Source organism: Endozoicomonas sp. 4G (genome assembly GCF_023822025.1).
Taxonomy (GTDB): domain Bacteria; phylum Pseudomonadota; class Gammaproteobacteria; order Pseudomonadales; family Endozoicomonadaceae; genus Endozoicomonas_A.
Genome location: NZ_CP082909.1, coordinates 4,424,040 through 4,448,947 on the forward strand (window position 1 = coordinate 4,424,040; position 24,908 = coordinate 4,448,947).

The following is a 24,908-nucleotide window of genomic DNA, read 5'->3' on the forward strand; positions in this document are numbered from 1 at the left end:
CCACTCCAGTGACCGAAAGAGCAGCTCACCCTCAGGGTGCAGCTGCTTCTTTCTGAAGTTTTACTTTCTCCGCACGTTTCTTGCGAACTTCTTTTGGATCGGCAATCAGTGGTCGATAGATTTCTATCCGGTCACCTTCTTTCACAGCCTGATCAGCAGGTCTGATAACCGCCTTGCCAAAAATACCCAGTTTAACAGAGTCCCAATCAATCTCAGAAAAGATCGACTTCATGCCGGACTGCCTGGCGGCATCAAGTACTGACGTGCCTTTTTTAACCTCAACAACCAGAATCCGGTAATCTTCCGGCTTGGCGTAAGCCACCTCAATGCTGACTCTGAAGTCCTCTCCCGACTCGGCCCGGTTATTATTTTCAGCCATAAAGCTGCTCCGCTCTCTGACAGAAGGCTTCAACCATTTTATTCATTGCCTTGTTGAAAACGGCGCCCACTGTCGCCCTGAGCAGCGGGTTGGATATTTCAAAATCCAGCTCCAGTGATACCTTGCAACCTTCATTGCCCAGTGGCTTAAACAGCCAGATCCCATTCAGTTTTGAAAAAGGCCCTTTCAGCAATGACATCTCAATAGACTGGTTTTCCAGCATTCGGTTCCTTGTGGAAAACTCGTAACCGAGATTCCCCTTGGAGAGCTTAAGAACTGCGTCCAGCACATTCCCTTCCTGATTCAATATTCTGGCCCCTGAGCACCAGGGCAGAAACTCAGGATAACTTTCAACATCAGCCACCAGTGGATACATTTTTTCTACTGGCTGCATGATCAGGGCTGAACGAGAAACTCTTGGCATGGCGCACTGCAAATTTATAAAACAAGGGTTGGCGAGCATACCATATTGTTACAGCTATTGCTTTCAGGGCTGCGCGGGGAGGTAAGGCGTCTGGTGGGGCGGCAAGAGCGTAGCCGCGAGGCTACGCCCTGTCCCGATTCATGATTGAGAAAACTTCAAATCATTTCAGTGCAGTGTACAGAATCAGAGCTACGGCAACGGGCACAATGATACGAACTGAGAAACGCCACACGTTAAACAGACCTACACTCATAGCCAGTTCGTTCGACATAACAGAACGCTTCAGAACCCAGCCAGCAAAGATCGCTATCAGAGCACCGCCCAAAGGCAACAGGAAGACATCCGTCATGTAACCGGCCAGATCAAAGATGGTCTTGTCAAAGAACTTGACGTCAGCCCAGATGTTAAATGAGAACACAGAACCCAGACCTACCAGCCAGATGGAACCACCGATCAGGCAGGTCCCCAGCACACGATTGATACCAAAGCGTTCGGTCACCCAGGCCAGGGAAGGCTCGATCAGGGAAATGGCTGAACTCAGGGCAGCGATACCAACCAGAACAAAGAACATAAAGCCCACAATGGATCCGCCGGGTATATTAGCGAAAGCAGAGGTCAGGGAAACAAACAGCAGACCGGGGCCAGCAGAAGGCTCAAGGCCGTGAGCGTAAACAATGGGGAATACAATCAGACCAGAGACGATGGCCATCAGAGTATCCAGGAAGGCAACATTCAACGCGGTACGTGGAATGGAATTGTTGGCAGGCATGTAGGCACCGTATGCCATCAGGGCACACATACCCAGACTCAAGGTGAAGAAAGCCTGACCCATAGCCGCTACCACCGCTTCGCCGGTAATCTTGCTGAAATCCACATCGAACATAAAGTGGAAGCCACGCATAAACTCACCGGTCGCCAGAATACTGTAACCCAGCATGGCAAACAGCAGGATGAACAGGGTTGGCATCATAACCTGCAGACCTTTTTCCAGACCTTTATGGACACCACGAGCGGTTATCAGCACAGTGATCACCATAAACAGGGTGTGCCAAAAAATCTGCCTTGGCGCCGAGGCCGTCAGGGCTTCAAACTCACCGCCAATCTGATCAGCGTTCATACCGTTGAAGACACCTGTCAGCAGATCCCAAGCGTACGACAGTGCCCAACCGGCGACGACGCTGTAAAACGTCAGAATGATGAAGCCGGTCAGCATACCCATCCAGCCAATCACTTCCCAACCACGGAACACGCCCGCATCGCGGGTCAGCTTACGCATGGCATTCAGTGGGCTCAGACGGGTTGAACGACCAATGGCCGTTTCCGCCATTAGCAAGGGAATACCTACCAGCGCGATACACAGCAGATAAACCAGTACAAAGGCACCGCCGCCGTATTGACCAGCGATGTAAGGGAACTTCCAGATATTACCCAGACCAATGGCGGAACCGGCCGCAGCCAGCATAAATGTCCAACGGTTATTCCAGGTTTTACGTGAAGCGGTCGGATTTTGTCCTGACATGAGACTCCTCAATGACGTACAGCAAAAATTCTTATTGAAGGCCACCCGGGCTACGCAGTCTCGAATCAGACAATCAGGAAAAGGAACTCAAACGACAACCGGCTTGAAGAAGAGAATAAAACTTTCACTGGAGCACGGGGCGACGCTGAGCATTGTATCGGTTTAGTTTTCCATCTCAACTACTTTTTTCCTATATTAACCGCAAAAAAAGAAATATCACCCGAACAAAACCTGACAATCAGACCATTCAACCTAAAAAAAATAAACCCTGGACCAACACGAAAAACCACCGGGAGACTGAATCGACAAACTGTCATAAGGAACGACTGGTTTTATAGTGTATCCACGTTATAATCCGCCCATGGCTAAAAGATCGAAAAAAAGCGGTAAAGGCGACTCTTCCATTGTCGTCAACAAAAAGGCCCGTCATGACTACCACATAGATGAGTCATTTGAAGCGGGGCTTTCACTGGCAGGCTGGGAAGTCAAAAGTCTTCGCATGGGTAAAGTGCAGCTGGTCGACAGCTACGTTCTACTCAAAGATGGCGAAGCCTGGTTAATTGGCGCCCAGATTACTCCATTGGATACAGCATCTACCCATGTGGTGGCGGATCCTCTGCGCGACCGAAAACTGCTGTTGCACAGAAGAGAGCTGGCCAAGCTGTTCTCGGAAACTCAACAGAAAGGCCACACCTGTATTGCCACCAAACTTTACTGGAAAGGCCACCTGGTCAAATGTCAGGTAGCCCTCGCCCGAGGCAAGAAAGAGTTCGACAAGCGCGCTGCCACCAAAGAGCGTGAATGGAATATTGAAAAGCAGCGGGTTATGCACCGGGGCTGATTCTGTACCGCTCTGTTACAAATAACAGGTTGACTTGTGAGCGACTTTTTGAAATAAATAGCGTCTGGTTTCACTGGGGGCGATCTGGATTCGACGACGGTTACGAAACCCGAGGTGCATGTCGAGAATGTAGTGATTCTCGTAAATCAAAACACTACAACCTTTTAGTTGCTAACGAAGACAACTTCCAAGGAGCTCTGGCAGCTTAATACCTGCCTACTCCCGGTCACTCCGACTTGCCTGTTGGCTGGAAATGACCGCTACTGAAAACAGGATCGCCTTGATGTCTGCCTGGGGCTGACAGGTTAAACTTTTCAGGATCGCGCAGTGTCACCCTGACCGTTGGGTCGTTCTGCGTTAACCTAAAAACGGAATCTAAACATGTAGAGCCGAAGGCGGAGAATCGGCGGACGCGGGTTCAATTCCCGCCGCCTCCACCAACTACCCAAAAGCCCTGATGAGCCATAGCCATCGGGGCTTTTTATTAACTCCTGCGGCTCTGAATCTTAAAAGCTCATCCTATTTGGGGCTACCTGCTTTGTTCTCCTCAACCATTTCCAGTCGTTCATTCAGCAATCTATCCACCCTTTCTATGGCTCCCTCCGGATCCTGAAAATAGTCGGTTGACCACAAACGGATAAGGTGCCAGCCCAGGTTTTCCAGCACATTGTGGCGAACCCGGTCTCGGTCACGAGCCGATGGCGAGCCATGGTATGTAGCTCCATCACACTCAACCCCTGCCAGATAAACGCCTGGAGAATCTGGATGAACAATACCAAGGTCAATCCTGAATTTACTGACCCCAATCTGGGTTTGAACTTTCCACCCCTTATCGCGCAGGGCCCAGGCCACCGCCTGTTCAAAATCACTGTCAAACTGATCAACGCCATATTGCGCAGTCGCTTGCCGGGCCAATGCAACCGTTCCTTTTTCTGCAAACTCAAGATAATGTTTGAGGTGCTCAACTGCCGTAGCCGAAGTACGACTAAGATCAATCATCGAGGAATCAAAACTTGAGAAAACCAGCACTTCACTGGTTGCCCGGGTGATAGCAACATTCAGACGACGCTCTCCACCTGATTTATTCAGTGGCCCAAAATTCATACTCATTGTTTTGGCTTCGGGTTCTGTGGGTCCATAGCCAAGGCTCAGGATAATAATATCTCGCTCATCCCCCTGAACGGATTCCAGATTTTTTACGAATACGCCGTCGTAGGAATCTGTTGAATGGAAATAGCACTCAATCTCAGGATTGTTCCTGCGAGCATTATCAAGCAGGTCTTCGATCGTGCGTTGCTGTTCTGTGTTAAGTGTTACTACGCCAATACTTTGAGTACATTGCTGTTCATCCGTTAAACGACCAACTATTTCATTCACTACGGCCTTAGCTTCTATCGGATTGTTACGCCCTTTCCCTTTGGCATAAACGCCATCAACTCGATGAAGTGTGACCGCAGACTCTTTAGTATCAGACGATGGATAGGTAACCAGAGAGTTTTCATAATATTTGCTATTTGAAAAAGCGATAAGGGTTTCGTGACGGCTGCGATAATGGCCGGTCAAGCGCAAACAAGGTAACCTTGCAGCAAGAGCCTGATCTAAAATCGACTCTAAATCTTCTTCATCGGGATCCTCACTGTAACCAGACCCACTGAAAAAACTGGTAGGCGGCATCTGTTTTGGATCACCAACAACGATAACATGCCTGCCTCTCGCAATAGCTCCCACTGAGTCCCATGTAGTCATCTGAGAAGCTTCGTCAAAAATGACAAGATCAAAGCCATTAAAATCTGATGGTAAAAACTGTGACACAGAGAGCGGAGACATCATCATGCAGGGACAAAGATCCAGGATACGCTTCCCCATTTCATTAAAAAGAGTTCTGACTGGTTTATGGCGTGTTTTCTTCTGAAGCTCCCGAGCCAGTACGCCAAACTCTTTAGGGCTATCTTTGGCAAAAGGGTCGGGCACCGTTTTAGCCGCAATCGCTGCGACGTACTGGCCGGTAGTGTCAGCTACCTGGGCATCCAGCACTCTAAAATCTTCAATTAACTGCTCATGACTGGACGCTTTAAACTGCCGCAATACCTCACTATCATCAATCAGCTGTGGTGCCAGCCAGCGACAAAAAGCTGTCATTACCTGCTCCAGAGCGTCTTCAGGTAAAATAGTCCTTGCTTCAAGAGCATGGGTCAGCGCTTCAAGGTTAACCTTGGCTGCTGCCTCTTTTTGAGCTAACCATTCCACCCATGCCTTGAACTTTGCAGACTTGGCGGTAAGTGCATCCATTGCTGAACTTACCCTGTCCAGAGAGTCCTGTGTTGAAAACTGAAGCTCCAATGTGTCCGCTTCTTTGGCAACGTCAATGAATGTCGCCCATGCCTGCTTAAATTCATTTTTTTGTAAAACAAGTCTGGAGCCTTCAAGAAAATCGCGGCCATCAACCAGTTTGGTTTTAATGGCAGCCAGTAAACCAGCTGGATCTTCAGTAAGACTCAAAGCCTGTTTAATGTTCTGGTAGATACTATTGCACCGGTGATTTGATTGCGCCAGATCTCCACTGGAGGTTTGCCAGCCCTGCCAGATATTGTCATCCTCAAAGGTTTCAGCCAGAGTCAGAATGTGGTTCTGTAAATTGCCTGCCTTACGTATCTCAGGGAGGAGGTTTAAGTCCTGAAACTTCTTATACCCTATCTTTTTAGCGGCTTTGTTGACCTTCAGCTTTGTGATATACGACTTCAACCAACTGCCTTTTGCCTCATCGTAAAGAGCACACCAGTCAGCAAAAGGGGTCAGAGTCAGAATTTCGGGTGAAATATTATGCCCTATAGACGTCAGCAGCTGATCAAATTCCTCTTTCAAATGACACAGCTTTTGCAGATCATCCAATGCTCCTCTGGCTCCTTTGGCCAGAAGAAAATTAAAAGAATCCGACTCAGCCGATTCAATCAGGCAAGCCAAAGCATTTGTTTGATCCAAGGCAGCAATGGCTGGCTTATCGATTGTAAGGCCAAAGCTGGAAACAAGAGCGACAGCCTGTGGCAAGAGATCATTAAGAGCAGCCTGGTATCGGCTGAGACAACCTAACACTTGGCTTTGCCACGCGTTAGACCACCGACGCGCTTTCAGAATTTTGAACTGCTCAGGATCAAGGTCAGCAATGTCTTTATTAGCCAGCGAGATTTTTTTAACGGTTTCCAGCAAACCATCCAGCTGCTCTTTTGATCTGACAGGAGACGATTCAAAACCCACAGGCCACCCGAGAATGAAATGGTGTTTCTCTTTGTAGAGAACATCCCTGGCGATAGCCTCTCTGGCCGAGAGACCAAACCGGGATTTCTTATGCAGTGCCTGAACATAAGCGTTTAAACTATCCCGCTTTTGTATGAGTGCTTGTACAGATTGAACCCAGCCTTTACTCTGGGCGCTGACCCATTTATCAGTGGCAGACTTAAGTTGCTCAAGAACCGCTTTTTTATTGGCCTTGTTACTATGAAGCTCCAGACATAGATGATCGAGACCTACCTTTTCCATCCTGCGATAAACAACATGAAGAGCCGCCATTTTTTCTGCAACGAAAAGAACTTTCCTTCCCAGTGCCAGATTGTGACAGATCATATTGGCAATGGTTTCAGATTTACCAGTGCCCGGGGGCCCTTCCAGTACAAAATCCTGAGAATGACCTGAGGCTTCCACTGCAACCAGCTGTGAGCTATCACAGTTCAAAGGGGTGAATATTTTTTCCGGGTCAATTTCCTGATCCACTTTTTCTGCTGCAACAAAACGTGAATCTTGTGTATAAGTATCCCGGGGATTATCAACCAAATGTTTAACAAAAGGATTTTCTTTCAGGTCATCTATTCGATCTTTAAGGTCTTTCCACATCAGGTATTTGGCAAAAGAAAAAGAACCCAGCACAAGCTCTTCAACCACTTCAAACCCCTGCTGCTCTGAAATAGCTGCACGAACCGTATTCCAGATATGGTGAACATCAATACCAGAGCCATCTTCAGGAAGTGATTCCCGAAACTGATTAAGGTTTATATTGTGTTCTTTGTCCAGAAACTCAATCAAAGTCATATTAAAAATGGGAGACTCATCCGGGAGCTGCCTCACTTTGACAGGAGCCCGGGCAGAACTGCGGGTCAGCTCTGCCGGAATGAGAATAAGGGGAGCACGATAAGATCGATCATCCTCTGGATTTTCTTTCCAACGCAGCATTCCAACAGCAAGATACAAGGTATTGGAGCCACCTTCTTCCAGGTCATTCTTAGCTTTTCGGAACAGATTAATTGCGTTCTGATCCAACTTCTTTTTTGGCATATTGGCCATGAGAATGCTGTTATTCAATTGTTCAAGGGCATACTCTTTATGAATATCTGAACCCGCTTGAAGCCTGAACATGTCCTCACTTCTGTCTTTATCATTCAGCGGACTTTCTTCAACAGACAAAAACCGAAAGAGTGTGCCACCAGCAAGCTTGTCCTCCATTGAGCTGATATCCGGGCAATACAGTTTAATGGCAACAGCAGCGTCTTTCAGAGCTAACAATGAGTTCCGTTTTGTTAAATCTAACAACTTGCGTTGCCAGGTATCTATGCGGGTATCCGGGGTTTCCTGAACAACTTTTTCGTCCGCCCTCACGGGAGGAAGCGGAGGGACAATGGACAGACTTAACGTGTTGTCTGATTCAGAACTTTGCCCTTCTGCCTTTGTTTCTGTACTGGCTAACGGTTTAATCTTTCTGGAGCGAGCTTGCTTAATATCGATGAGGTAGACAAAATCCTGCTCTTTTTCCTCACTGATCAGTTCCCTGGCCTGAGCTTTTGCCTGCTCAAAGGTTACAGGTTGATCATTAGTCACCAGGGTACTTTCAAACAGAACAAGATCTCTTGCATCGACTCTTTTTCGAAGATCCATAGGATCATCATTGGTCAGTACCGGAAAGCATTCATCGATGAGCCAAACGCCAACAAAGGCATGCTCCTTTGTTAAAGCAATAACCGGATTTAATCCCATTAACTCCAGACAACTGGCAAATAACACCGATGTATCGAGACAAGCCGAAATTTTTGAAGCACTGATATCAGCTGCCAACCTGATACGCTGACCAGCCCTGGCAAAATCTTTGGGTGGCGAGACATAAGCAAGGCGCTGGGAAAATATGACATTCCAAAGCGCTGCTGCCATTAAATAAGGCTTTTCTCTGGTGTTGGATTGATAGCCATCAGCACTACGACCGTGGCCATTCTTTTCGAGAACCTCTGTCGCTTGCCTGACCAGCGACTCTACGTATACGCCATTGGGTTTGACAAAAGCAGCTAACAGATCAGGTTGACGACTTTCTCCACCCCAGAAATTTGCTGGCAAAAAAGCCACTGTCGTTGACTTTGTTACGTATATTTGTGACCCATCAGCCGACTCCACTGTGATTGAGAGAGTGACATTGGTTTCTTCAGTAAGATTAAAGAGTGTGTCATGGGATACCTTCAGAGACCGCTGCTGGAGAGAAACCGCCTGACCTGAACGAATATCATCAATAGGCCACTCTTCTTGTGAAAAAAATTCAGGCTCAGACTTCAGCTTAACCACGAGCCTTTTTAAAACCCCCGAATCTGCTGACTGCTCATCGGGGTCAGCCCTGTAAAGCACACTCAGATTACGAAAAAGCGGATAAGCATTCTGCTGTGCCGCCAGGGAAAAAGCGGACAAATGATCTGCTGAGATCTCAAGTATCGGTGTCATATTTAAGACAGCCCTGAAATGATGCAGTCAGGCGTTACATCTCATACCGTTTGCACTGAACACCAGGACTAGTGCAGCTGAGCCTTGATAACCATACAGCCCCCTTGTTCATCCTGAGCAACCAAACCCCGTTCATCCTGAGCGGAGTCGAAGGATGTGGACTCCGAACCAACAATGAAGATTGTGCCAACCACCCTTCGACTCCGCTCAGGGTGAACGGAGTTTGGGTGCCATTGATAATCTGGAGTGTGGGAACGAGAGGTGTACGGATATCAGAGCTTGGCTGCACTAGTGATCATAACTCACCCAGACTTTAATCTTGTTGCTATCGGTATTGTCAATCCATAGCAATCCGTCTGGATCTGCCCCTTCGTCCACTCTTGCATGGGGTTTCTGACCAATCGCTTTCTCCCACCAAAGTTTAGCCGACCTCTCAGAATGATCTTTGCCTTTCACCTCAAACAGCTGAGCAGCGCCTGACAGATCGCTACAGAAACTCGTATCGAGGTAATGAATATTCATCGTTTGTCCATTCTCATAACCGGGAACCGTCTGCACAGACTTCGGCAAAACATAGTCAACGCATATTCCCGATGGATCCCGCTTTGGCGTAACTACGTAGACCTCCTTATCCTTCCCGACTTTCTGTAAGAATTCTATTTGCCTGACACCATCGGAGACAGCATCCAGGGGACACAGTAAGAACACAACTGCTAGTAGCGCGGGCATAAAGCTCTGGCTTGTCTTTTGAGTCAACATAATCGAACCTACTGCCGTATAACGACAGTAGGTATTTTAGGACACTCTGGTGTTTTTGCTAGCCGCCGACAGTGAACACTGTCCTCGCTGATCTATTCTTCCTGACCGGGGTGGTTACTGTCCAACACATCAATATTCAGTTTCATCCACAACAGAGTAGCAGCCAGATTCACGTTGTTATGGCAGGTTCCATCCTTGACGGTTAATACCCCCCGGGTCTCATCGATCACCTGATTCACCTCTTGCTGACGTTCTTCAGGAAAGTGCTCCAGTAACCGTTTTAGATTCTCCTGCCCCTGGGTCAGGTGGGCAAATCTCAGGGGAAACTGGCGTAACTGATACAAATTAACCAAATCAGATTCCAACCCCGATTCCTTCCAGGTTCGTATGGCCATCACAATAAAGAAGTTCAGGTCTAATGTATCAAAGGCAGGTGTGTCTGGTTTTTCGATAACGTCCTTAATCTCGCCATTGACGACCAATCGTCCCAGCTGTTCAGCTTCCTCCAGATACATTATCTGCAAAAAAAACATCATCATCATGTCTTCGGTAAAGGGTTCTCTGTCCGCATAATAACCATTATGAGCCGACATGGGAGATGCCAACAATGTTTTCAGATCGTGCAACATAAACGACGCACAGCCAAAGCCAGTGACCTGACGTCGAGGCAGAAAGAAAAACCCTGAATCAGTAAAGCCGTGATACTTTATCGCCAGCGTTAACGCTAAACCGACAAAATGCGACATGGGTGAATACGTTTTTTCTGAGTCAATGCGCTTAAAAACACTGAGACTATCAACAAAAAAAAACCGATAATGCCCTTCGCTATTTCTCATGATAGAAACAACACTCACGTGACCTGATTTATCCTGAAAAATATAGTTTTTTGGTTCTTCTGCAGTCATTAGTGGCAGCTGGGTTATAAACAATGCAAGTAACTGATGAAGACACTGATGGGAGCCAAGATAAGCATTCACACGTTTTATAATATTCGGGTTAGCAGTATCCGCAAGCCTGGCAAATAACTCGTAGTTGGGCAGCCCTTCAGGTAACTCAATCTCAGGCAGCAGAACCTTGACAAATAATCTGATTAAATTTTCTGGTACTATCTTAAACTCAGGATACTCAAGTAGAACATGAGTCATTTCGCCTTTTTCCAGCTTTTCAGGAAAATAAAGCTGAAGTAGCCTCAGAATCCCTTTCCCACGGTATTGTTTATTCTCCAGAGAACCTTTTTCTTCTAGAATATCGGGGTTTGCGTCACAGAATTTTTGCAACTCTGCTTTAAAGTCATCAATATTTTTTTTCTGATCCATTGTTTTCAATGACTTTTTAGCGGCTTTAATGATTTCTTTGAGTTTTTCAAGATGCCTGGCATAACGCTCATCGTTTCCGGAAGCTGACGCTGCGCCGGAACCTGAAGAACCAGAACTGCCCTGCCCTTTATTACTTTGTTTTTTTCTTTGTCGCTCCGGTTTTGGTGGCGGAGATTGATTACCCGTTTTGCCCTGTTCCTTGCTGTCATTACCGTAACGGTTTAATTCGAATGGATAACCGGTAAATACCGTTCCTTTATCTGTCGGCAGTCCTCCCCCTTCACCTTCCCCTTCAGGAACAGGCGAACTGATTATCGAAGCTTTTTTTCCCTTCTGTAACAACAACAGTGGGACCACCTCAGACGCAGGTAAACGAATGGGGTCAGATAAGAAAGAGGAAAGAATCACATCAACATCATTGCCAGAGACCAAAGATGAAGTGTAAGGAATTGCAGCCTGACTGTGAGCTGACAAAAACATGCTCACAAAAATAAAGACACAACACATATAAACACTGCCCGCACTGATTTATTTTTCTTGACCGGGGCGGTCACTATCCAGCAAATTAATATTCAGTTTCATCCACAACAGAGTAGCAGCCAGATTCACGTTGTTATGGCAGGTTCCATCCTTGACGGTTAATACCCCCCGGGTCTCATCGATCACCTGATTCACCTCTTGCTGACGTTCTTCAGGAAAGTGCTCCAGTAACCGTTTTAGATTCTCCTGCCCCTGGGTCAGGTGGGCAAATCTCAGAGGAAATTGGTTCAACTGATAAAATTTAACCAAATCGGGTTCCAGTAATAGCCCGAATAACGGCCAGGTATGGAGCTCGTTAGTAATAAGGGAGTTCAGATCCTGGCCATCAAAGGCAGGCTTGTCTATTGTTTCGATAAAGTCCTTACTCTCACCATTGATGACCAATTGCCCCAGTTGTTCGGTCTTCTCCTGATAGATTATTTGCGAAAAAAAATCCAACATATTGTCTGCAGTAAGTGGGGCTTTGTCCGGATCATAACCGTTTTGAGAAAACCCCTGAGACAACATAGGGGATTCCAACAATGTTTCCAGATCGTGCAGCATAAATGACTCACAGCCAGAATCACTCACTTGTCGTGGAGGCAGAAAGAAAAACCGGGAATCAGTAAAGTCGTGATATTTTATCGCCAGCATTAGTGCTAAAGCGACAAAATGCGGCAGGGGTGAATACGTTTTCGCCCCAGCGTAGTGCTTAAAAATATTCAGGCTATCAACAAAAAAAAACCGATAATACCCTTCGCTATTTTTCCTGATGGAAAGAATACTCACGTGACCTGTTTTAACCTGAAAAATATAGTTTTTGGGTTCTTCTGTTGCCATTAATGGCAGCTGGGTTATAAATAATGCAGCCAGCTGGTTAAGACACTGAGGGAAGCCGATGTAGGTATGCATGAGTTTTATCATAAACGGGCTCAAAGCACCGAAAATCCATTCAACTAACTTGTCGTCGGGCATCCAGTCTGGTAACTCAAAATCAGGAAGCCCAAAGCCAACAAATAATTTAATTAAACTTATTGGCAATCTCTTAAGCTCGGGATACTCAAGTAAAACATGCGTCATTTCACCTTGTTCCAGCTTTTCAGGAAAATAAAGCTGTAGCAGACTCAGAATCGCTTTGCCACGGGATTGCTTGTCTTCCAGAGAGCCTTTTTCTTCTAGAATATCGGGGTTTTCGTCACAGAATTTTTGCAACTCTGCTTTAAAGTCATCAATATTTTTTTTCTGATCCATCATTTTCGATGACTTTTTAGCGGCCTTTAGTATTTGTTTCAGTTTTTCAAGATGCCTGGCACGACTCTCATCGTTTCCGGAAGCCGATGCCGACGCAGCACCAGAACCTGAAGAGCCAGAATTACCCTGCCCTTTATTACTTTGTTTTTTACTTTGTTGCTCCTGCGGTGGCGGTGATTTATTGTCCTTTTCGCTCTGTTTCTTGTTTTCATTACCGCAACTGTTCAATTCGAATGGGTGACCAGTAAACACCATTCCTTTATCTGGCTGTAGTCGTCTTCCTTCAGAGACAGGCGAACTGATTATCGAACCTGCTTTTCCCTTCTGTAACAGCAACGGTGGTATAACCTCAGACTTAAGTAAACGAATGGGGTCAGGTAAAAAAGAGGAAAGAATCTCATCGACCTCATTGCCAGAGGTCAATGATGAAGTGTAAGGCGTTACAGCCCAGCTGCCAGCTGACAAAAGCAGGCTGGCGACCATAAAGGCACAATACATATTCTTCATTGTGAGTCATCAAGCTCAACAAGCTTAAATAGAAACAAAGTCATCATTTTAGACAAAAAAATCAGACTTTCCTGATTCTGGGATAAAGAATTGTCAAAGGATTTAAGGTTGACTCAGAAGATGCTTCAATATTGCCCTATCAAGCAATAAGAACTATATTCAATATTGTTAAATATGAATAATTTAGGTGAACCATGGCAACTACCAGCTTAAGTTTGGGCGAACACTGGGAAGTGTTCATCAAGAATGAGATTTCCAGCGGTCGTTACGGCTCCGCCAGTGAAGTGGTGCGGGACGCTTTACGCGCCATGGAAGAGCGCAAAAGCAAGCTGGAAGCCCTGCGTTCACACCTGGCTGAAGGGGCTACCCAAGCAGGCAAGGGCGAATTTATTAATGACTTCTCAATGGACTCACTCATTAATGACCTGGACGCTGAGCCCTGATGTTGCAAAAGATCAACAGAAAAGTCAGAGTCACCCCACGGGCCCGAGACGATTTACGCAACATCGGCCGCTATACGCTACGAACGTGGGGCAAAACTCAACGAAATCATTATTTGAAAAGTATTGAAGCGCGCTTCCACTGGCTTGCTGAAAATCCTCAGCTGGGTAAATACCGGGCAGATATATCCGAGGGCTATTTTAGCTTTCCTGAAGGTCAGCATGTGATTTTCTATATGATTGGTAGCAACTTCATCGACATCATTGGGGTTCTTCACAAGGAAATGGATGTGATCGGTTATTTTTTGGAGGGCTGATGGCCGAAGTCAGGTCACAGCTATTTACACTCCTAAAGAAAAATGCTGCTTGCATTTTGTTATGCATATGGCGCTTCACGATCACCTCTGAAGCGCTTCAATCTCAACAATAAACTCTCTCAAAGACATCAGCCATTCCTGCTGCTCACTGGTATAAGTAGTCTGAACCGAAGCCGGCACAACCAGCTGAAGGTTTTTAGCCTGCATTTCTGCGGTCTGATCCTGACTAATACCCGCCTCCAGAGTGACCAGATGCTTGCGTTCTATCTTTTCAGCTTCTGACAGCACCTGACGCCAGCGATCTTTGCAGGTAGACTTTGCCCCCAGCATACGGAGCTTCGCAACCGGAAAGCCGGAATCGTGATAGCAGAGAAAGGAAGGGAACAGGAAGTCAGGCTTCTGTTTGTTTTCGGTAACCTTCTTAGGCGTTCCCTGCTCAAACTTTAGTTCATGATCTTTAAACCCGACATTCACCACCTCACCTGACATTTTCCTGAATTCTGCTATTTATGAGATAAGCAAATATCAGGCTCCCCCCTTATGCCTCCCGTTCAATACCGCAGTCAGGTCATGGATCACCTTGGTTTAGTGGCTGGAATATTAAAGAGCTTGGAATTACCGAACATATCGATAAAAGAGCCCCCAAGGTATCTGATGACTGGCATATATCCCATGGTGAGTCTGTCGTTGCCATGTTCATCAATGGCCTGGGCTTTACCGGACAATCTCTGCATATGCTTCCCCGGTTCTTCGCCAATAAACCTCTTGATAAACTGATCAGACCCAGTATTAAGCCTGAGCATATAAACGACAATGTTCTTGGAAGGACACTGGATGAACTCTTCGAACTCAATGCCAGTAAAGTCTATTTTGAACTAGCTATCAAGGTCGTAAAACATCTTAATCTTCCATGCGATGCTCTAAACCTCGACGGCACCAGCATACACGTCGATGGACGTTATAACAGCGACAGAGAAGAGGACGATGAAGACCTCAACTCCATTAGGTTGTGCAAAGGCTACAGTCGTGATCATCGTCCGGATTTGAATCAGGCCATATTGCTTCTGATGACAGAAAACAAAGCAGGCATTCCCCTGTTTATGAAGGCTGTCAGTGGCAATGTAACGGATAAGACCAGCTTCAAACTGGTGGTATTCGAACACCTGAATAGTTTCAAAGCGGCTCTGGAATCCAGGTACTTTGTCGGTGATGCTGCTTTGTATACTTCAGAAACGGTTAAGGAGCTTGACCAGCTGGATCAGTGGTTTATTTCCCGAGTTCCTCTCAATTCTTGTCGGTCTTGTTCGTCAATATTTACTTTCCTCAGCATGTTTATCCTCCTTAATTACACGTTCAGCGATGGTTCACGTCAGGGTGTTAATCAGCATCCCCATCGCATATTCCAGAAATGGTTGTTGTTACTCTGGGCATTTTTTAAAAACCTTGGTTGCGAATTCTTTAGCATCTGCCATTGACTCACGGGGTAGGGCATCACCTTCATAACCGAGTGATTTCGCAACGTTTAGCATGGCTCTGTCATTTTTTTTCATTGGAGTACACCATAAATTCGATACCGTTGCTTAATCCTGGGGTGCCTTTTATCCAGTGAGTTATTAGTTTTTCGCACAGTTGGCCCCACTCGATAAGGCATGGCATTTCAAACTCACCTTTTAGTTCTGGGTTTATTACTTCCGCTTTTTTGCTCATTGCTATGAACATTTTTGGTGCAAAAACTTCACTGATTTGGTAGTCAAAGATACCTATTCCTTCTTTTAAGTGTCTCAGTGAGTTCCATGCTTCTGTTAGTATTACAGCGTAGTCGTATAGGGCATAAACAAGTTCTAATTCCCCATCTTTTAGTACTTCACCAGGGTTATCAACTCCTTCTTTCTCAAATTGTTCTTTTATTCCTACTGCGAGGTAGTGATGGGTAGTGGCTATCTGTTTTTGATTATTCATTGTTGTTTCCTTTAAGTTCGTTCCTGTATGTATAGCCCATGAAATCTACGCTGTATTGGGGCCAGTAAAGAACTGGTGCAAAGTACGCCTTCACGTGCCATGAAGGCGGTCGAGGGTTTTGAGCATTACGGAGCTGTGGAAGTGTCGTCTGGTTGTGCGGATGTGGAGCAACGTTGGGTCATGTTTCGCAATAAGCAGATCCAGAAGACAGAATAGAAAGCGCTCACAAGGCGTATGCAGAAAAAATCCACCAAAGAATCTCAGAAGCTGGAAAAACTCAGCAAAAAGGCATTCCGGTGCAAAGCTGATGCCATGGAAGCCTTCAAACAATGGCAGAAACAATCAGAGCTCTGTCAGGCAGAACCGCAGATTACCTCTAAACCCTGCTATAAAGGCAGAGGTCGTCCCGCTGAAGGAGCGGAACCCGATTATCAGGAATATTGCATAAGTGGTTGCTGCTCAGTAACGGTGCAAACAAGGCTGGATGCACAATCCTCTTTGGGGTGCTTTGTGTTGGCTACCAATGATACCGATACTGACCGGCTGAACACTGCTGAATTGTTGAAGACCTACAGTAAACGCCAAATAAACCCACGCCCTTCAGAATCAAAAACCCGTTTGAAATGATTAGCCTCCCGATAAAGGAGGCCAATATGCCAAAGAAATTACCCGCAGACAGTGAATGGCTGGAGCTCTGTTTGCACACTGGCCTGGATCATTGTCTCCAAGTACTGCGACGCACTGCCTTTGTATAGGCAAGAGAATATCCTCAAGCGATACGGCGGCTCTGTTACCCGGACGACGATGGCCAACTCTTTAATTCGGTTGTCTACAGAACTGCGGCCACTCATCAATTTGATGAGAGATCATCAAAAGACTGGTTCGGTGATCCATGCTGACGAAACCCGAATTCAGGTGATCAAGGAAACCACTAAGTCCATCAACTCTGACAAATATATGTGGGTCAGCCTTGGTGGGCCGCCCGGACAAACATCGGTAGTGTTTGAATATGACCCCTCAAGAGGCAAGGAGGCTCCCCTGCGTCTGTTCGAAGGGTTCAGCGGTTACCTGCAAACTGACGGGTATGCCAGTTACGACGCTGTATGCAAACAAGAAGGCATCACCCAGGCGGGTTGCTTCGACCACGTTCGCAGGAAATTTCTGGATGCCAGGAAGGGCGAAGCCAAACCGGGCAAAAAGGTGAAAAACACCTGCGTTAGCAAGGCGAATGCCGCTTTAGGCAAAATCGGTAAGCTTTACGCCATTGAGAAAGAAATAGGTGATCTTCCTCCATCAGAAAAAGCCATCCTGCGTCAGCAAAAGAGTAAGCCGCTACTGGACGACCTTTATGTATGGCTGGAGAAAAACATAACCAAGCTAGAACCGGGCAGCCTGTCGCACCGAGCCATGAGCTATGCATTGAACCAATGGCCGAAACTGGTCGTTTACTGTGACAACGGCCACCTGGACATCAGTAATGCCGCAGCGGAAAACACCATCCGCCCCTTCGCTATTGGCCGCAAGAATTGGATGTTTGCAGACACGCCAGAAAGGGCGCAAGCCAGTGCCCTTTTCTACAGCCTGATTGAAAGCGCAAAGGTGAATGGCCTGGAGCCTTTCGATTACCTGAACCATATTTTAAAAGAGCTGCCTTACGCTGATACCGTTGAGAAACTGGAACAGCTTCTTCCCCGGAATGTTAAGGCAGGCAAAGAATAAGAAATCTTGGGGATGACAGCCAGTACGCTGGTTTATTTGGCGCTTACCTTAAACAGGAACAAAGTCATCATTCTAGACAAAAAAATCAGACTTGCCTGATTCTGGGGTGACTTCTTTAATCTGAAGTCATGTGCCGGATCAAGATATACGACATTAAACGTTTTAAGGCTAAGAGTGCCATACATAAACCCTCCGATGTATTTTCAGACCAGTCAGCTTCAATCGCTACGCCCCGCAGCATACCTGTGATGTGATCCGGCCTATTCTGACTAGGCTTTCCGGAAAATGCAGGCACACCAAGGCTTCCCTGATGATCGTATCTATATAACAGTCGCCTGTCGTGATTGATGGCACATGACGATACGAAAACAGCGAAAACAGGACACCCAGATATTTCTTGATCGTCCGAGCCAGGAATGTGGGTGTCCTCTATTATTCATTTTTAAATATGAATATTTTAGGTGAACCATGGCAACTACCAGCTTAAGTTTGGGCGAACACTGGGAAGTGTTCATCAAGAATGAGATTTCCAGCGGTCGTTACGGCTCCGCCGGTGAAGTAGTGCGGGACGCTTTACGCGCCATGGAAGAACGCAAAAGCAAGCTGGAAGCCCTGCGTTCACACCTGGCTGAAGGGGCTACCCAGGCAGGCGAGGGCGAATTTATTACTAACTTCTCAATGGACTCACTCATTAATGATCTGGACGCTGAGCCCTGATGACGCAAAAGATCGACAGAAAAGTCAGAGTCACCCCACGGGCCCGAGACGATTTACGCAGTAATTTCAACTGGTTAGTATTCATCCTTTGCCCTTGCCCCACTGAATCAGGTAACTTTGGAGTTTTTAGATCATCAAGCTTGATACAGCATATCCAGTCATTTTCATCGTCAAGCCTTTTCAGGAGCACACTTAAATGAAAAGAATCATTAAAGTAGTTGGGGCGGTTATTCATAACGAAACCAATAAAATCCTCTGTGCGTTACGTTCAGATACGATGAGTTTACCGAATCTCTGGGAGTTTCCCGGTGGCAAGATTGAGGAAGGTGAGCAGCCAAAAGCAACACTACGCCGTGAAATTCAGGAAGAACTGGGTTGCGATATAGAAGTGTTTAATTTAGTCGAAGATACTACCTACGACTATGGCAATGTAATCATCAATCTGCGCACTTACCATGCCCGGATTGTCGCAGGAAAACCTGTCCCGGCTGAACATGCTGCGTTGCTTTGGTTGCCGGTGACGAGTCTGCAAAGCCTGGTTTGGGCTCCGGCCGACCTTCCTGCGGTTCAACATCTAATGACAGAACAAACCGAAATTGTCGGCTCTTTTGAGATTTAAATGGTCGAACTTGTCTGCTCTTTCCCTGCCTGGTCAAAGCCTTAAGATCAGGCAACAGTCGAATCTTTATTCAGTTAAATCCTCAAAAATATCTAAAGGTACACTGTTGTGCAGCTTCCAGATCACACTCATGGGGTTGTCTCCGGAGCTGCTAATGTAATCTAACTGGCCCAAATACATAAACGGCAGGGTGATGTTATATTGCTTTGCCTGTTTTCGTACAAAAAGGTGGATATGGTAGCCTTGCTCTTTGTGGTGAATATAATGCTGACCGACTCTGGACTTGTGTGAAGTCTGGTTCTGACTTTGCCAATGGAAGGTGCGTGGGTCCATAAAGTAGTCCTTATAGTGGAGATGAGCACCGACTTCTTTATCCTTGTTCAGGTTAATAAACAAAAAGTAGTCTTGGCCAACTCGTTTTACCCCTTCTCGCCATGAGCCTCGCTTTGCCGCGTCTCCCGAAAGAAACTGAATATCATTCCGGGTGTAATTTTGGTAGAGAATAAAGCGCTCCCCGCTGCCTAGAAACACCTCAGGTTTGAAGTGTCGGCGGAACTGTTTCAGTCCGTAATTGACACGATCGTTGATGTAACTTTTAGCAAACTCACCAGAATTCACCAATGTGATGAAATCCTCGTCTACATGAAAAACTTCATTATCTACTGCGCCGAAAGCCCATGACATTTTACCATGAGGTAAGGCCAATGATGCCATAGCTGATAGAATCAACGATTTATGCTGACGACTGTCGATGGTCTGGTTAAAGTAACGGATGAGTTGCTGCTCAATAACCATTACATTGAGCGTCGAATGTTGCTGCTCAATTGCCGCCAGCAATAGGATAAATTCATATGGCCACTTTATTGGGCACATGTACTCCAGTCTTTCAGCGACCTGTTGCAGATAGAGGTTCTTCTGCAACTCTACCGGGTTACCCCCCTGGTCATGGCATTTAATTTTGGTGTTATACAGGGAACCAAACTTTGAGAAAAAGAAATTCGGGTTTGGGGCATTTTCAGCGGTAAAAAAGTCCAGTATTTCTGGTGAGCTGCCAAGCTCCTTTTTAAACTGTGCATATAGCTGCTTCAGGTATTCAGTACTGTCCAGGCGGATGCTTTCAAGTTTTGTCAAAATTTTTTCTTTGGTGATTTCATCCAACTCGACGTAACAACCTGCTGGCAGGTCCGCAAACTCATGGCTAACCGCACGTTTAAGGGTATCTTTATCAAAGTCTCTGCGATCACTTTCGCTACTCAGTGCCAATGGAACCATGTAGGAGTTTTGATGGTTCCCGATGAAATCCAGCACAGTCACATACTCTTTGCCTTTTGACTTTCTCAATCCACGGCCAAGCTGTTGAATGAAGATCGTGGAAGAGTCTGTTGGTCTGAGGAAGAGCAATAAGTTTACCTGAGGAATATCGACACCTTCATTGAAGATATCCACAGTAAAAATAATTTCTAACGGATGGTTTGGGTCTTGTAAGTTGCTAATCTCTGACTGGCGCTCCTGAGAATCGGACAGGCCAGTTAATACCTTACTGGTAATTCCCCTGTCATTAAAAGATTGGCTCATAAAAGCAGCATGGTCTCGGTTGACGCAGAAACCCAGGGTACAACGCTGCTGACCATGAAAACCGTACTTTTTCATCTGTTCGATGATGTAATCAACTCGTTCACTGGTGTTAAGACGATTGACAAGTTTGGTTTCAATAAATTGACCACCAGCCTGCCTTTCAATTTGGTCATAATCCACAGTTTCATCAGCGACTCCGAAGTAATGAAATGGAGCCAATAACCCCAACGCCAGCGCCTCTCGTAAACGGATATCGCAGACGATGTTATAGTGACAGAGTTTTAACACGTCCCGACCATCCATCCGTTCCGGAGTGGCCGTCATGCCCAGTAAAAACTTTGGAGTGAAATGGTTAATCACCCGTTGATAAGTTTCAGCCTGGGCATGGTGAAATTCGTCCACCACCATATAGTCAAATGTATCCGGGGCAAATTTCTGTAAGTTGTTTTCACGGGATAGGGTTTGTACTGTGCTGAACAGAAAACGCTTGTTGGTATCCTTACTTTTGCCGGTTAATTTCCCGCACAGGTTCCGAGCCCCAAACACCGTTGAGAATGTTTTGACGGCCCCCTCCAACAACTCATCCCGGTGAGCTAAAAATAATATTCTTCTAGCGTTGAACTTGTGGGCGTCAAAAGCCGCAAGAAAGGTTTTACCTGTGCCTGTGGCAGCGATGGCGACAGCGCGGGTTTCGCCTTTTTCTCGAGTGGCGACCAGGTTGTCCAGAGCCTGCTTCTGCATACTATTTGGAGACAGGTGCAGGCTGTCTTGATGGCTCTTTTCCAGCTGATGGGACTGTTTCAAAAAATCAAAGGTGCTTTTTATGTTAACTTCTTCAACCTGGAGATTTTCTAAGTGCTTTTCATATTGATCAATAAATGATTCTGTCAGTGGTACTGCCTGCTCTGAGTCCCACAACGACTGAAAACGATCAATAGCTCGATCATAGATTTCTGAAGAATTTGACCGTGGTACTTTGACACTCCACTCCTCACCACTGATTAAGGCGGCCTGAGAAAGGTTTGATGAGCCAATGAGTGCACAACTGTTGCTGTGTTTATTTCGCTCAAAAAGATAAGCCTTTGTGTGAAAAGACTCACTGGTAGCTGCGTAAACTTTTGTCTCAATATGCTCCTGCTCTAGTAGTTTCCGCAATGCTGACGGTTGGGTGATATTCATATAAACCGAGGTCAAAATCCGGCCACGCTTGTTACGCAGACGAAAGGACTCCAACGGGTTTAGCAAGAGTTGTAACCCTGAAGCACGAATAAAGCTGACCATAAAATGAAAGCTGTCGCTGGTTTGCAATTCGAACTTGAGATTTTTGAAGAAGTTGGTTTTGGCTGTTTTCTCATTAGTGATCAGCGAGGGAGACACTAAAGAGAAGTCTTCGCACAGAGGGAGCTGAATGCTTTCATCCTGTGAGAACAGCATTCTCCTCAAGGGTAAGCTTAATATGTCTGCGCCTGGTTCGATTGCCTCAGCAATTATCTGTGCCAGTTTTATACTGTCTTCAAATTGATCTAGGCTTGAAAAATCGTTGAGCTTCCTCGAAAGCCGGCTGCTGATATATTGAGTCAGGGCCGACGTATAAGCATTTGCTGGCACTTTAAACGTACGATGGTTTTTTGGATAAGCTTTGCTTTTTGCTTTGAGTTCTTCAGAGATGGGCATGGTAAGTTCGAAGCAGCTGTTATCAAAGTATTATAGTACCAGGTATAAATTTTTATGGTACTCACTTGGACGACCGAAAAGTTCTGAACTAGCTTGGAGCTTATAAGAAAAAAACAGATAGGAAATTAAAGTGCTTCAGTATCAGCAAGCTTTTGGATGTAGCTTTCAACTTGGTATCGATGTTCCCAGTTTTTTCGTCGATCTGAGCTATAAAAATGATGTGTGCCCTTGCTTTGTTTACGACTGTGGCGGTGGCAGGTCGTTTGTTCTGTGGGTCGACTTTGAAGTTGCGGAAAAGCGAGAATACCAGGACAGTCAACGATATACACTTGAGCTTCATATTCAGGAGGAATGTCGTTACAGAGTTCTGGAGACCAACTCACCAGACAAAATAACAGCCATGTTAGAATCCTTGTAAAACCGAAAACAGACCGAAAACAGACGGACGAAAACAAGACACCCGCATATTCCTTGACCAACCTAGCTAAAAAAGTGGGTGCCACCTATCACCTTGCAAGCTTCCAGTCAACAATAAAAATAGGACTAAAAATAGTAAAAATAGGGCACCCATATATTCCTTGACCCACCGAGCTAAAAAAGTGGGTGTCCTCTATCACTTTGACTTCCTCTATCACTTTGACTTAGGAGCCAAGAGTTATAGGTAAAATACTTCATCCGTTTTCACCCCATCGGACAACACGAGGTAATACTGGCGATTAACGATGTGTATTCCCTGGCTGACATTGAAAACATTCTCACCATCAGCGTTTACTGACCCGTAATCGGTGACTGTCCAGACTCTTTCTGAGTGCTTTTCAGCTATAACCTTTAACATTTCCCAGTCGCTCTTTGCCCACAGGGCTTACGCATGAGAATAATCATTCTCATTTAGACGCGCAAAGCAACAGCTTTGCCACATCATGAGTTGATCATGGCTCACACATCTGTGCTAAAAAGCTGTAAAATACCCCAATTTTACGCCTGATGCCTATTAATCCTGAACCGCTAATCATGTTTCTCAACGAGTTAACCGACCCACGTAAGCGTGCTTCTTCCTGCGAGCATAACTTTAACGACATTCTTGTGATTGCTGTGTGTGCCATCATCTGTGGGGCTGATACATGGCAAGATATGCAAGAGTTCGGTGAAGAAAAAGAAGGCTGGTTTCGTTTATTTCTTGAGCTTCCCAATGGTATTCCGTCGCACGACACCTTCTACCGGATTTTTTGCATGCTCAAACCGGATGAATTTCAGGAATGCTTCACCCGGTGGGTAAAATCTGCTTATCCTGAAGCCCTTGATATACCTGATGGTGATGCTGAAATCATTCCAATTGACGGCAAGGTTATCAAGGGTTCCAAAGGGAAAGGCAAGGGTAAAAAAGCAGTCCTTATGGTTAGCGCCTGGAGCACCAGACTGAGCCTGGTCTTAGGGCAAAAAAAGGTTGATAAAAAGTCGAATGAGATAACCGCTGTCCCCCAACTTCTTGAAGCTATCGACTTGAAAGGCTGCATGATTACAGCCGATGCAATCAGCTGCCAAAAAAGTATTGCAGAAACCTGCGTAAACCAGGAGGCAGATTATCTTTTTGCTGTTAAAGGAAACCAAAAAACACTGCACAACGATATTCAGACAGCGGTCGAAGAGCGATGGAATAGCAACCCGGAAGAGCCAGTATCAGATGCATTTTTTGAGTGCAAAAATAAAGGCCATGGTCGTCATGAATATCGCTGCTGCTGGGTTTTTGATGACGTTTCGGCTCTTTCAACAGCTGATGAATGGACAGGAATAAAGCAGTTTGGTGTCGTTCAGTCTGATCGAACAATTGATGGCAAAGCCACGACAGCTCTAAGGTTCTACATTTCCAGCAAAACCATGACAGCCGAGGGAATGCTCAATGCAACGCGCCAGCACTGGGAAGTGGAAAATAGTCTGCACTGGATGCTGGACGTTGCCTTTGATGAAGATGCTTGCCAAACCAAAGATGAATGCGCTGCTGAAAATCTGTCTACCTTGCGTCGTATTGCCCTAAATATTCTGAAGGCCGACGTTACCAGTAAGAGGAGCATCAAGACAAAGCGTAAAAAGGCTGGATGGAGCAATAGATACCTGTCTCAGCTATTGAAATCATTCATTGTTGGGGCTAAATGAGAATGATTATCTTCATGCGTAAGCCCTGTCTTTGCCCACGACACGTCAACAACCTTGCTATCTACTTCCGCAAATAGTGATCCATCACCTACAGGCGCTGATACAAATTGCAGTTTGTACTCGCCCATGAAATCTTCAAAGTCACGGCAGCAGTCACCATCAAGCCATTTAATAGCACCTACAACCCTGTTTAATAACTGCTCATGTTTCTCTGACATCCCTGTTATTAAATCGTCTGGCAGATAATCACACAACTCATCACATATTTCGGCCAGCAACCTTGATAATTGTTTATTCTCCATCGTCTTTAACTCCTGCTAATGCTGTTTTCGACGGTTCATTGTATATAGTGCGAAAAAAGGAAAAAACAAAGGAAAAACAAGACACTCATTAGGAAAGCACAAAAACAGCGAAAAACAGGACACCCGTATATTCCTTGACCGACCAAGCTAAAAAAGTGGGTGCTCTTTATCACCT

21 protein-coding genes and 1 other RNA gene are annotated in these 24,908 nt (G+C 45.9%); 10 read left to right on the top strand and 12 right to left on the bottom strand.

Annotated features, from left to right (window positions below):
• Window positions 1–31: 31 nt before the first annotated feature.
• The 3 genes from K7B67_RS17340 to K7B67_RS17350 form a co-directional block, all read right to left on the bottom strand.
• Window positions 32–379, bottom strand: a complete 348-nt coding sequence (locus K7B67_RS17340) for an RnfH family protein (RefSeq protein ID WP_252177132.1) — start codon at window positions 377–379, stop codon at window positions 32–34.
• Window positions 372–803 (bottom strand): type II toxin-antitoxin system RatA family toxin, encoded by a 432-nt coding sequence (locus tag K7B67_RS17345; protein ID WP_252177133.1) that lies wholly within the window; start codon window positions 801–803, stop codon window positions 372–374. Before K7B67_RS17345 ends, K7B67_RS17340 begins: the two co-directional genes overlap by 8 nt.
• Window positions 804–963: 160 nt before the next feature.
• Window positions 964–2,322, bottom strand: coding sequence for a sodium-dependent transporter (locus tag K7B67_RS17350; RefSeq protein ID WP_252177134.1), 1,359 nt, complete (start codon window positions 2,320–2,322; stop codon window positions 964–966).
• Between the two features lie 361 nt (window positions 2,323–2,683).
• Here K7B67_RS17350 and smpB point away from each other — a divergent pair, with 361 nt between their 5' ends.
• Window positions 2,684–3,163, top strand: coding sequence for an SsrA-binding protein SmpB (gene smpB, locus K7B67_RS17355; protein ID WP_252177135.1), 480 nt, complete (start codon window positions 2,684–2,686; stop codon window positions 3,161–3,163).
• 75 nt (window positions 3,164–3,238) lie between these two features.
• Window positions 3,239–3,603: a transfer-messenger RNA gene (gene ssrA, locus K7B67_RS17360) on the top strand.
• Window positions 3,604–3,682: 79 nt separating this feature from the next.
• Here the strand turns inward: ssrA and K7B67_RS17365 are convergent.
• The 4 genes from K7B67_RS17365 to K7B67_RS17380 all read right to left on the bottom strand — a co-directional run bounded on the left by K7B67_RS17365 (window position 3,683) and on the right by K7B67_RS17380 (window position 13,260).
• Window positions 3,683–8,908, bottom strand: coding sequence for a DUF4011 domain-containing protein (locus K7B67_RS17365; protein WP_252177136.1), 5,226 nt, complete (start codon window positions 8,906–8,908; stop codon window positions 3,683–3,685).
• 288 nt (window positions 8,909–9,196) lie between these two features.
• Window positions 9,197–9,667: a hypothetical protein gene (locus K7B67_RS17370; RefSeq protein WP_252177137.1), complete on the bottom strand. Its 471-nt coding sequence runs from the start codon at window positions 9,665–9,667 to the stop codon at window positions 9,197–9,199.
• Window positions 9,668–9,759: 92 nt separating this feature from the next.
• A complete protein-coding gene (locus tag K7B67_RS17375; protein ID WP_252177138.1) occupies window positions 9,760–11,328 on the bottom strand; it encodes a hypothetical protein in 1,569 nt (522 codons plus the stop codon).
• Between the two features lie 183 nt (window positions 11,329–11,511).
• Window positions 11,512–13,260: a hypothetical protein gene (locus K7B67_RS17380; RefSeq protein ID WP_252177139.1), complete on the bottom strand. Its 1,749-nt coding sequence runs from the start codon at window positions 13,258–13,260 to the stop codon at window positions 11,512–11,514.
• Window positions 13,261–13,454: 194 nt separating this feature from the next.
• On the opposite strand from K7B67_RS17380, the gene K7B67_RS17385 reads away from it, so the two are divergent.
• Window positions 13,455–13,703 (top strand): type II toxin-antitoxin system ParD family antitoxin, encoded by a 249-nt coding sequence (locus K7B67_RS17385; RefSeq protein ID WP_252177140.1) that lies wholly within the window; start codon window positions 13,455–13,457, stop codon window positions 13,701–13,703.
• The gene (locus tag K7B67_RS17390) at window positions 13,703–14,017 is read left to right on the top strand and encodes a type II toxin-antitoxin system RelE/ParE family toxin (protein WP_252177141.1); all 315 of its coding nucleotides are present in this window, start codon (window positions 13,703–13,705) and stop codon (window positions 14,015–14,017) included. Before K7B67_RS17385 ends, K7B67_RS17390 begins: the two co-directional genes overlap by 1 nt.
• An 81-nt stretch (window positions 14,018–14,098) precedes the next feature.
• Here the strand turns inward: K7B67_RS17390 and K7B67_RS17395 are convergent, their stop codons facing one another.
• Window positions 14,099–14,506 carry a type II restriction endonuclease gene (locus K7B67_RS17395; RefSeq protein WP_252177142.1) on the bottom strand — a complete coding sequence of 136 codons (408 nt, stop codon included), beginning with the start codon at window positions 14,504–14,506 and terminating at the stop codon, window positions 14,099–14,101.
• 110 nt (window positions 14,507–14,616) lie between these two features.
• Here K7B67_RS17395 and K7B67_RS17400 point away from each other — a divergent pair, with 110 nt between their 5' ends.
• The gene (locus K7B67_RS17400) at window positions 14,617–15,492 is read left to right on the top strand and encodes an IS1634 family transposase (protein ID WP_256484873.1); all 876 of its coding nucleotides are present in this window, start codon (window positions 14,617–14,619) and stop codon (window positions 15,490–15,492) included.
• 61 nt (window positions 15,493–15,553) lie between these two features.
• Here K7B67_RS17400 and K7B67_RS17405 read toward each other — a convergent pair whose 3' ends face one another.
• Window positions 15,554–15,976, bottom strand: a complete 423-nt coding sequence (locus K7B67_RS17405) for a hypothetical protein (protein WP_252177143.1) — start codon at window positions 15,974–15,976, stop codon at window positions 15,554–15,556.
• A gap of 234 nt (window positions 15,977–16,210) precedes the next feature.
• Here K7B67_RS17405 and K7B67_RS17410 point away from each other — a divergent pair, with 234 nt between their 5' ends.
• The 4 genes from K7B67_RS17410 (at window position 16,211) to K7B67_RS17425 (ending at window position 19,031) form a co-directional block, all read left to right on the top strand.
• Window positions 16,211–16,603, top strand: a complete 393-nt coding sequence (locus tag K7B67_RS17410) for a hypothetical protein (protein ID WP_252177144.1) — start codon at window positions 16,211–16,213, stop codon at window positions 16,601–16,603.
• A gap of 51 nt (window positions 16,604–16,654) precedes the next feature.
• Window positions 16,655–17,695 (top strand): IS66 family transposase, encoded by a 1,041-nt coding sequence (locus tag K7B67_RS17415; protein ID WP_252177145.1) that lies wholly within the window; start codon window positions 16,655–16,657, stop codon window positions 17,693–17,695.
• 468 nt (window positions 17,696–18,163) lie between these two features.
• Entirely contained in the window at window positions 18,164–18,412 is a 249-nt protein-coding gene (locus tag K7B67_RS17420) for a type II toxin-antitoxin system ParD family antitoxin (RefSeq protein WP_252177146.1), read from the top strand.
• 196 nt (window positions 18,413–18,608) lie between these two features.
• Entirely contained in the window at window positions 18,609–19,031 is a 423-nt protein-coding gene (locus tag K7B67_RS17425; protein WP_252177147.1) for a (deoxy)nucleoside triphosphate pyrophosphohydrolase, read from the top strand.
• Window positions 19,032–19,097: 66 nt separating this feature from the next.
• On the opposite strand, the gene K7B67_RS17430 is transcribed toward K7B67_RS17425, so the two are convergent.
• The gene (locus K7B67_RS17430; protein WP_252177148.1) at window positions 19,098–22,280 is read right to left on the bottom strand and encodes a DUF3427 domain-containing protein; all 3,183 of its coding nucleotides are present in this window, start codon (window positions 22,278–22,280) and stop codon (window positions 19,098–19,100) included.
• A 655-nt stretch (window positions 22,281–22,935) separates the two neighbouring features.
• Window positions 22,936–23,115, bottom strand: coding sequence for a hypothetical protein (locus tag K7B67_RS17435; RefSeq protein WP_252177149.1), 180 nt, complete (start codon window positions 23,113–23,115; stop codon window positions 22,936–22,938).
• A 176-nt stretch (window positions 23,116–23,291) separates the two neighbouring features.
• Between K7B67_RS17435 and K7B67_RS17440 the strand changes: the two genes are divergently transcribed.
• Window positions 23,292–24,431: an ISAs1 family transposase gene (locus K7B67_RS17440; protein ID WP_252177150.1), complete on the top strand. Its 1,140-nt coding sequence runs from the start codon at window positions 23,292–23,294 to the stop codon at window positions 24,429–24,431.
• On the opposite strand, the gene K7B67_RS17445 is transcribed toward K7B67_RS17440, so the two are convergent.
• On the bottom strand, window positions 24,395–24,733 hold the full coding sequence (locus K7B67_RS17445) for a hypothetical protein (protein WP_252177151.1): 339 nt from the start codon (window positions 24,731–24,733) through the stop codon (window positions 24,395–24,397). The two genes, K7B67_RS17440 and K7B67_RS17445, sit on opposite strands and share 37 nt — an antisense overlap.
• Window positions 24,734–24,908 lie beyond the last annotated feature (175 nt).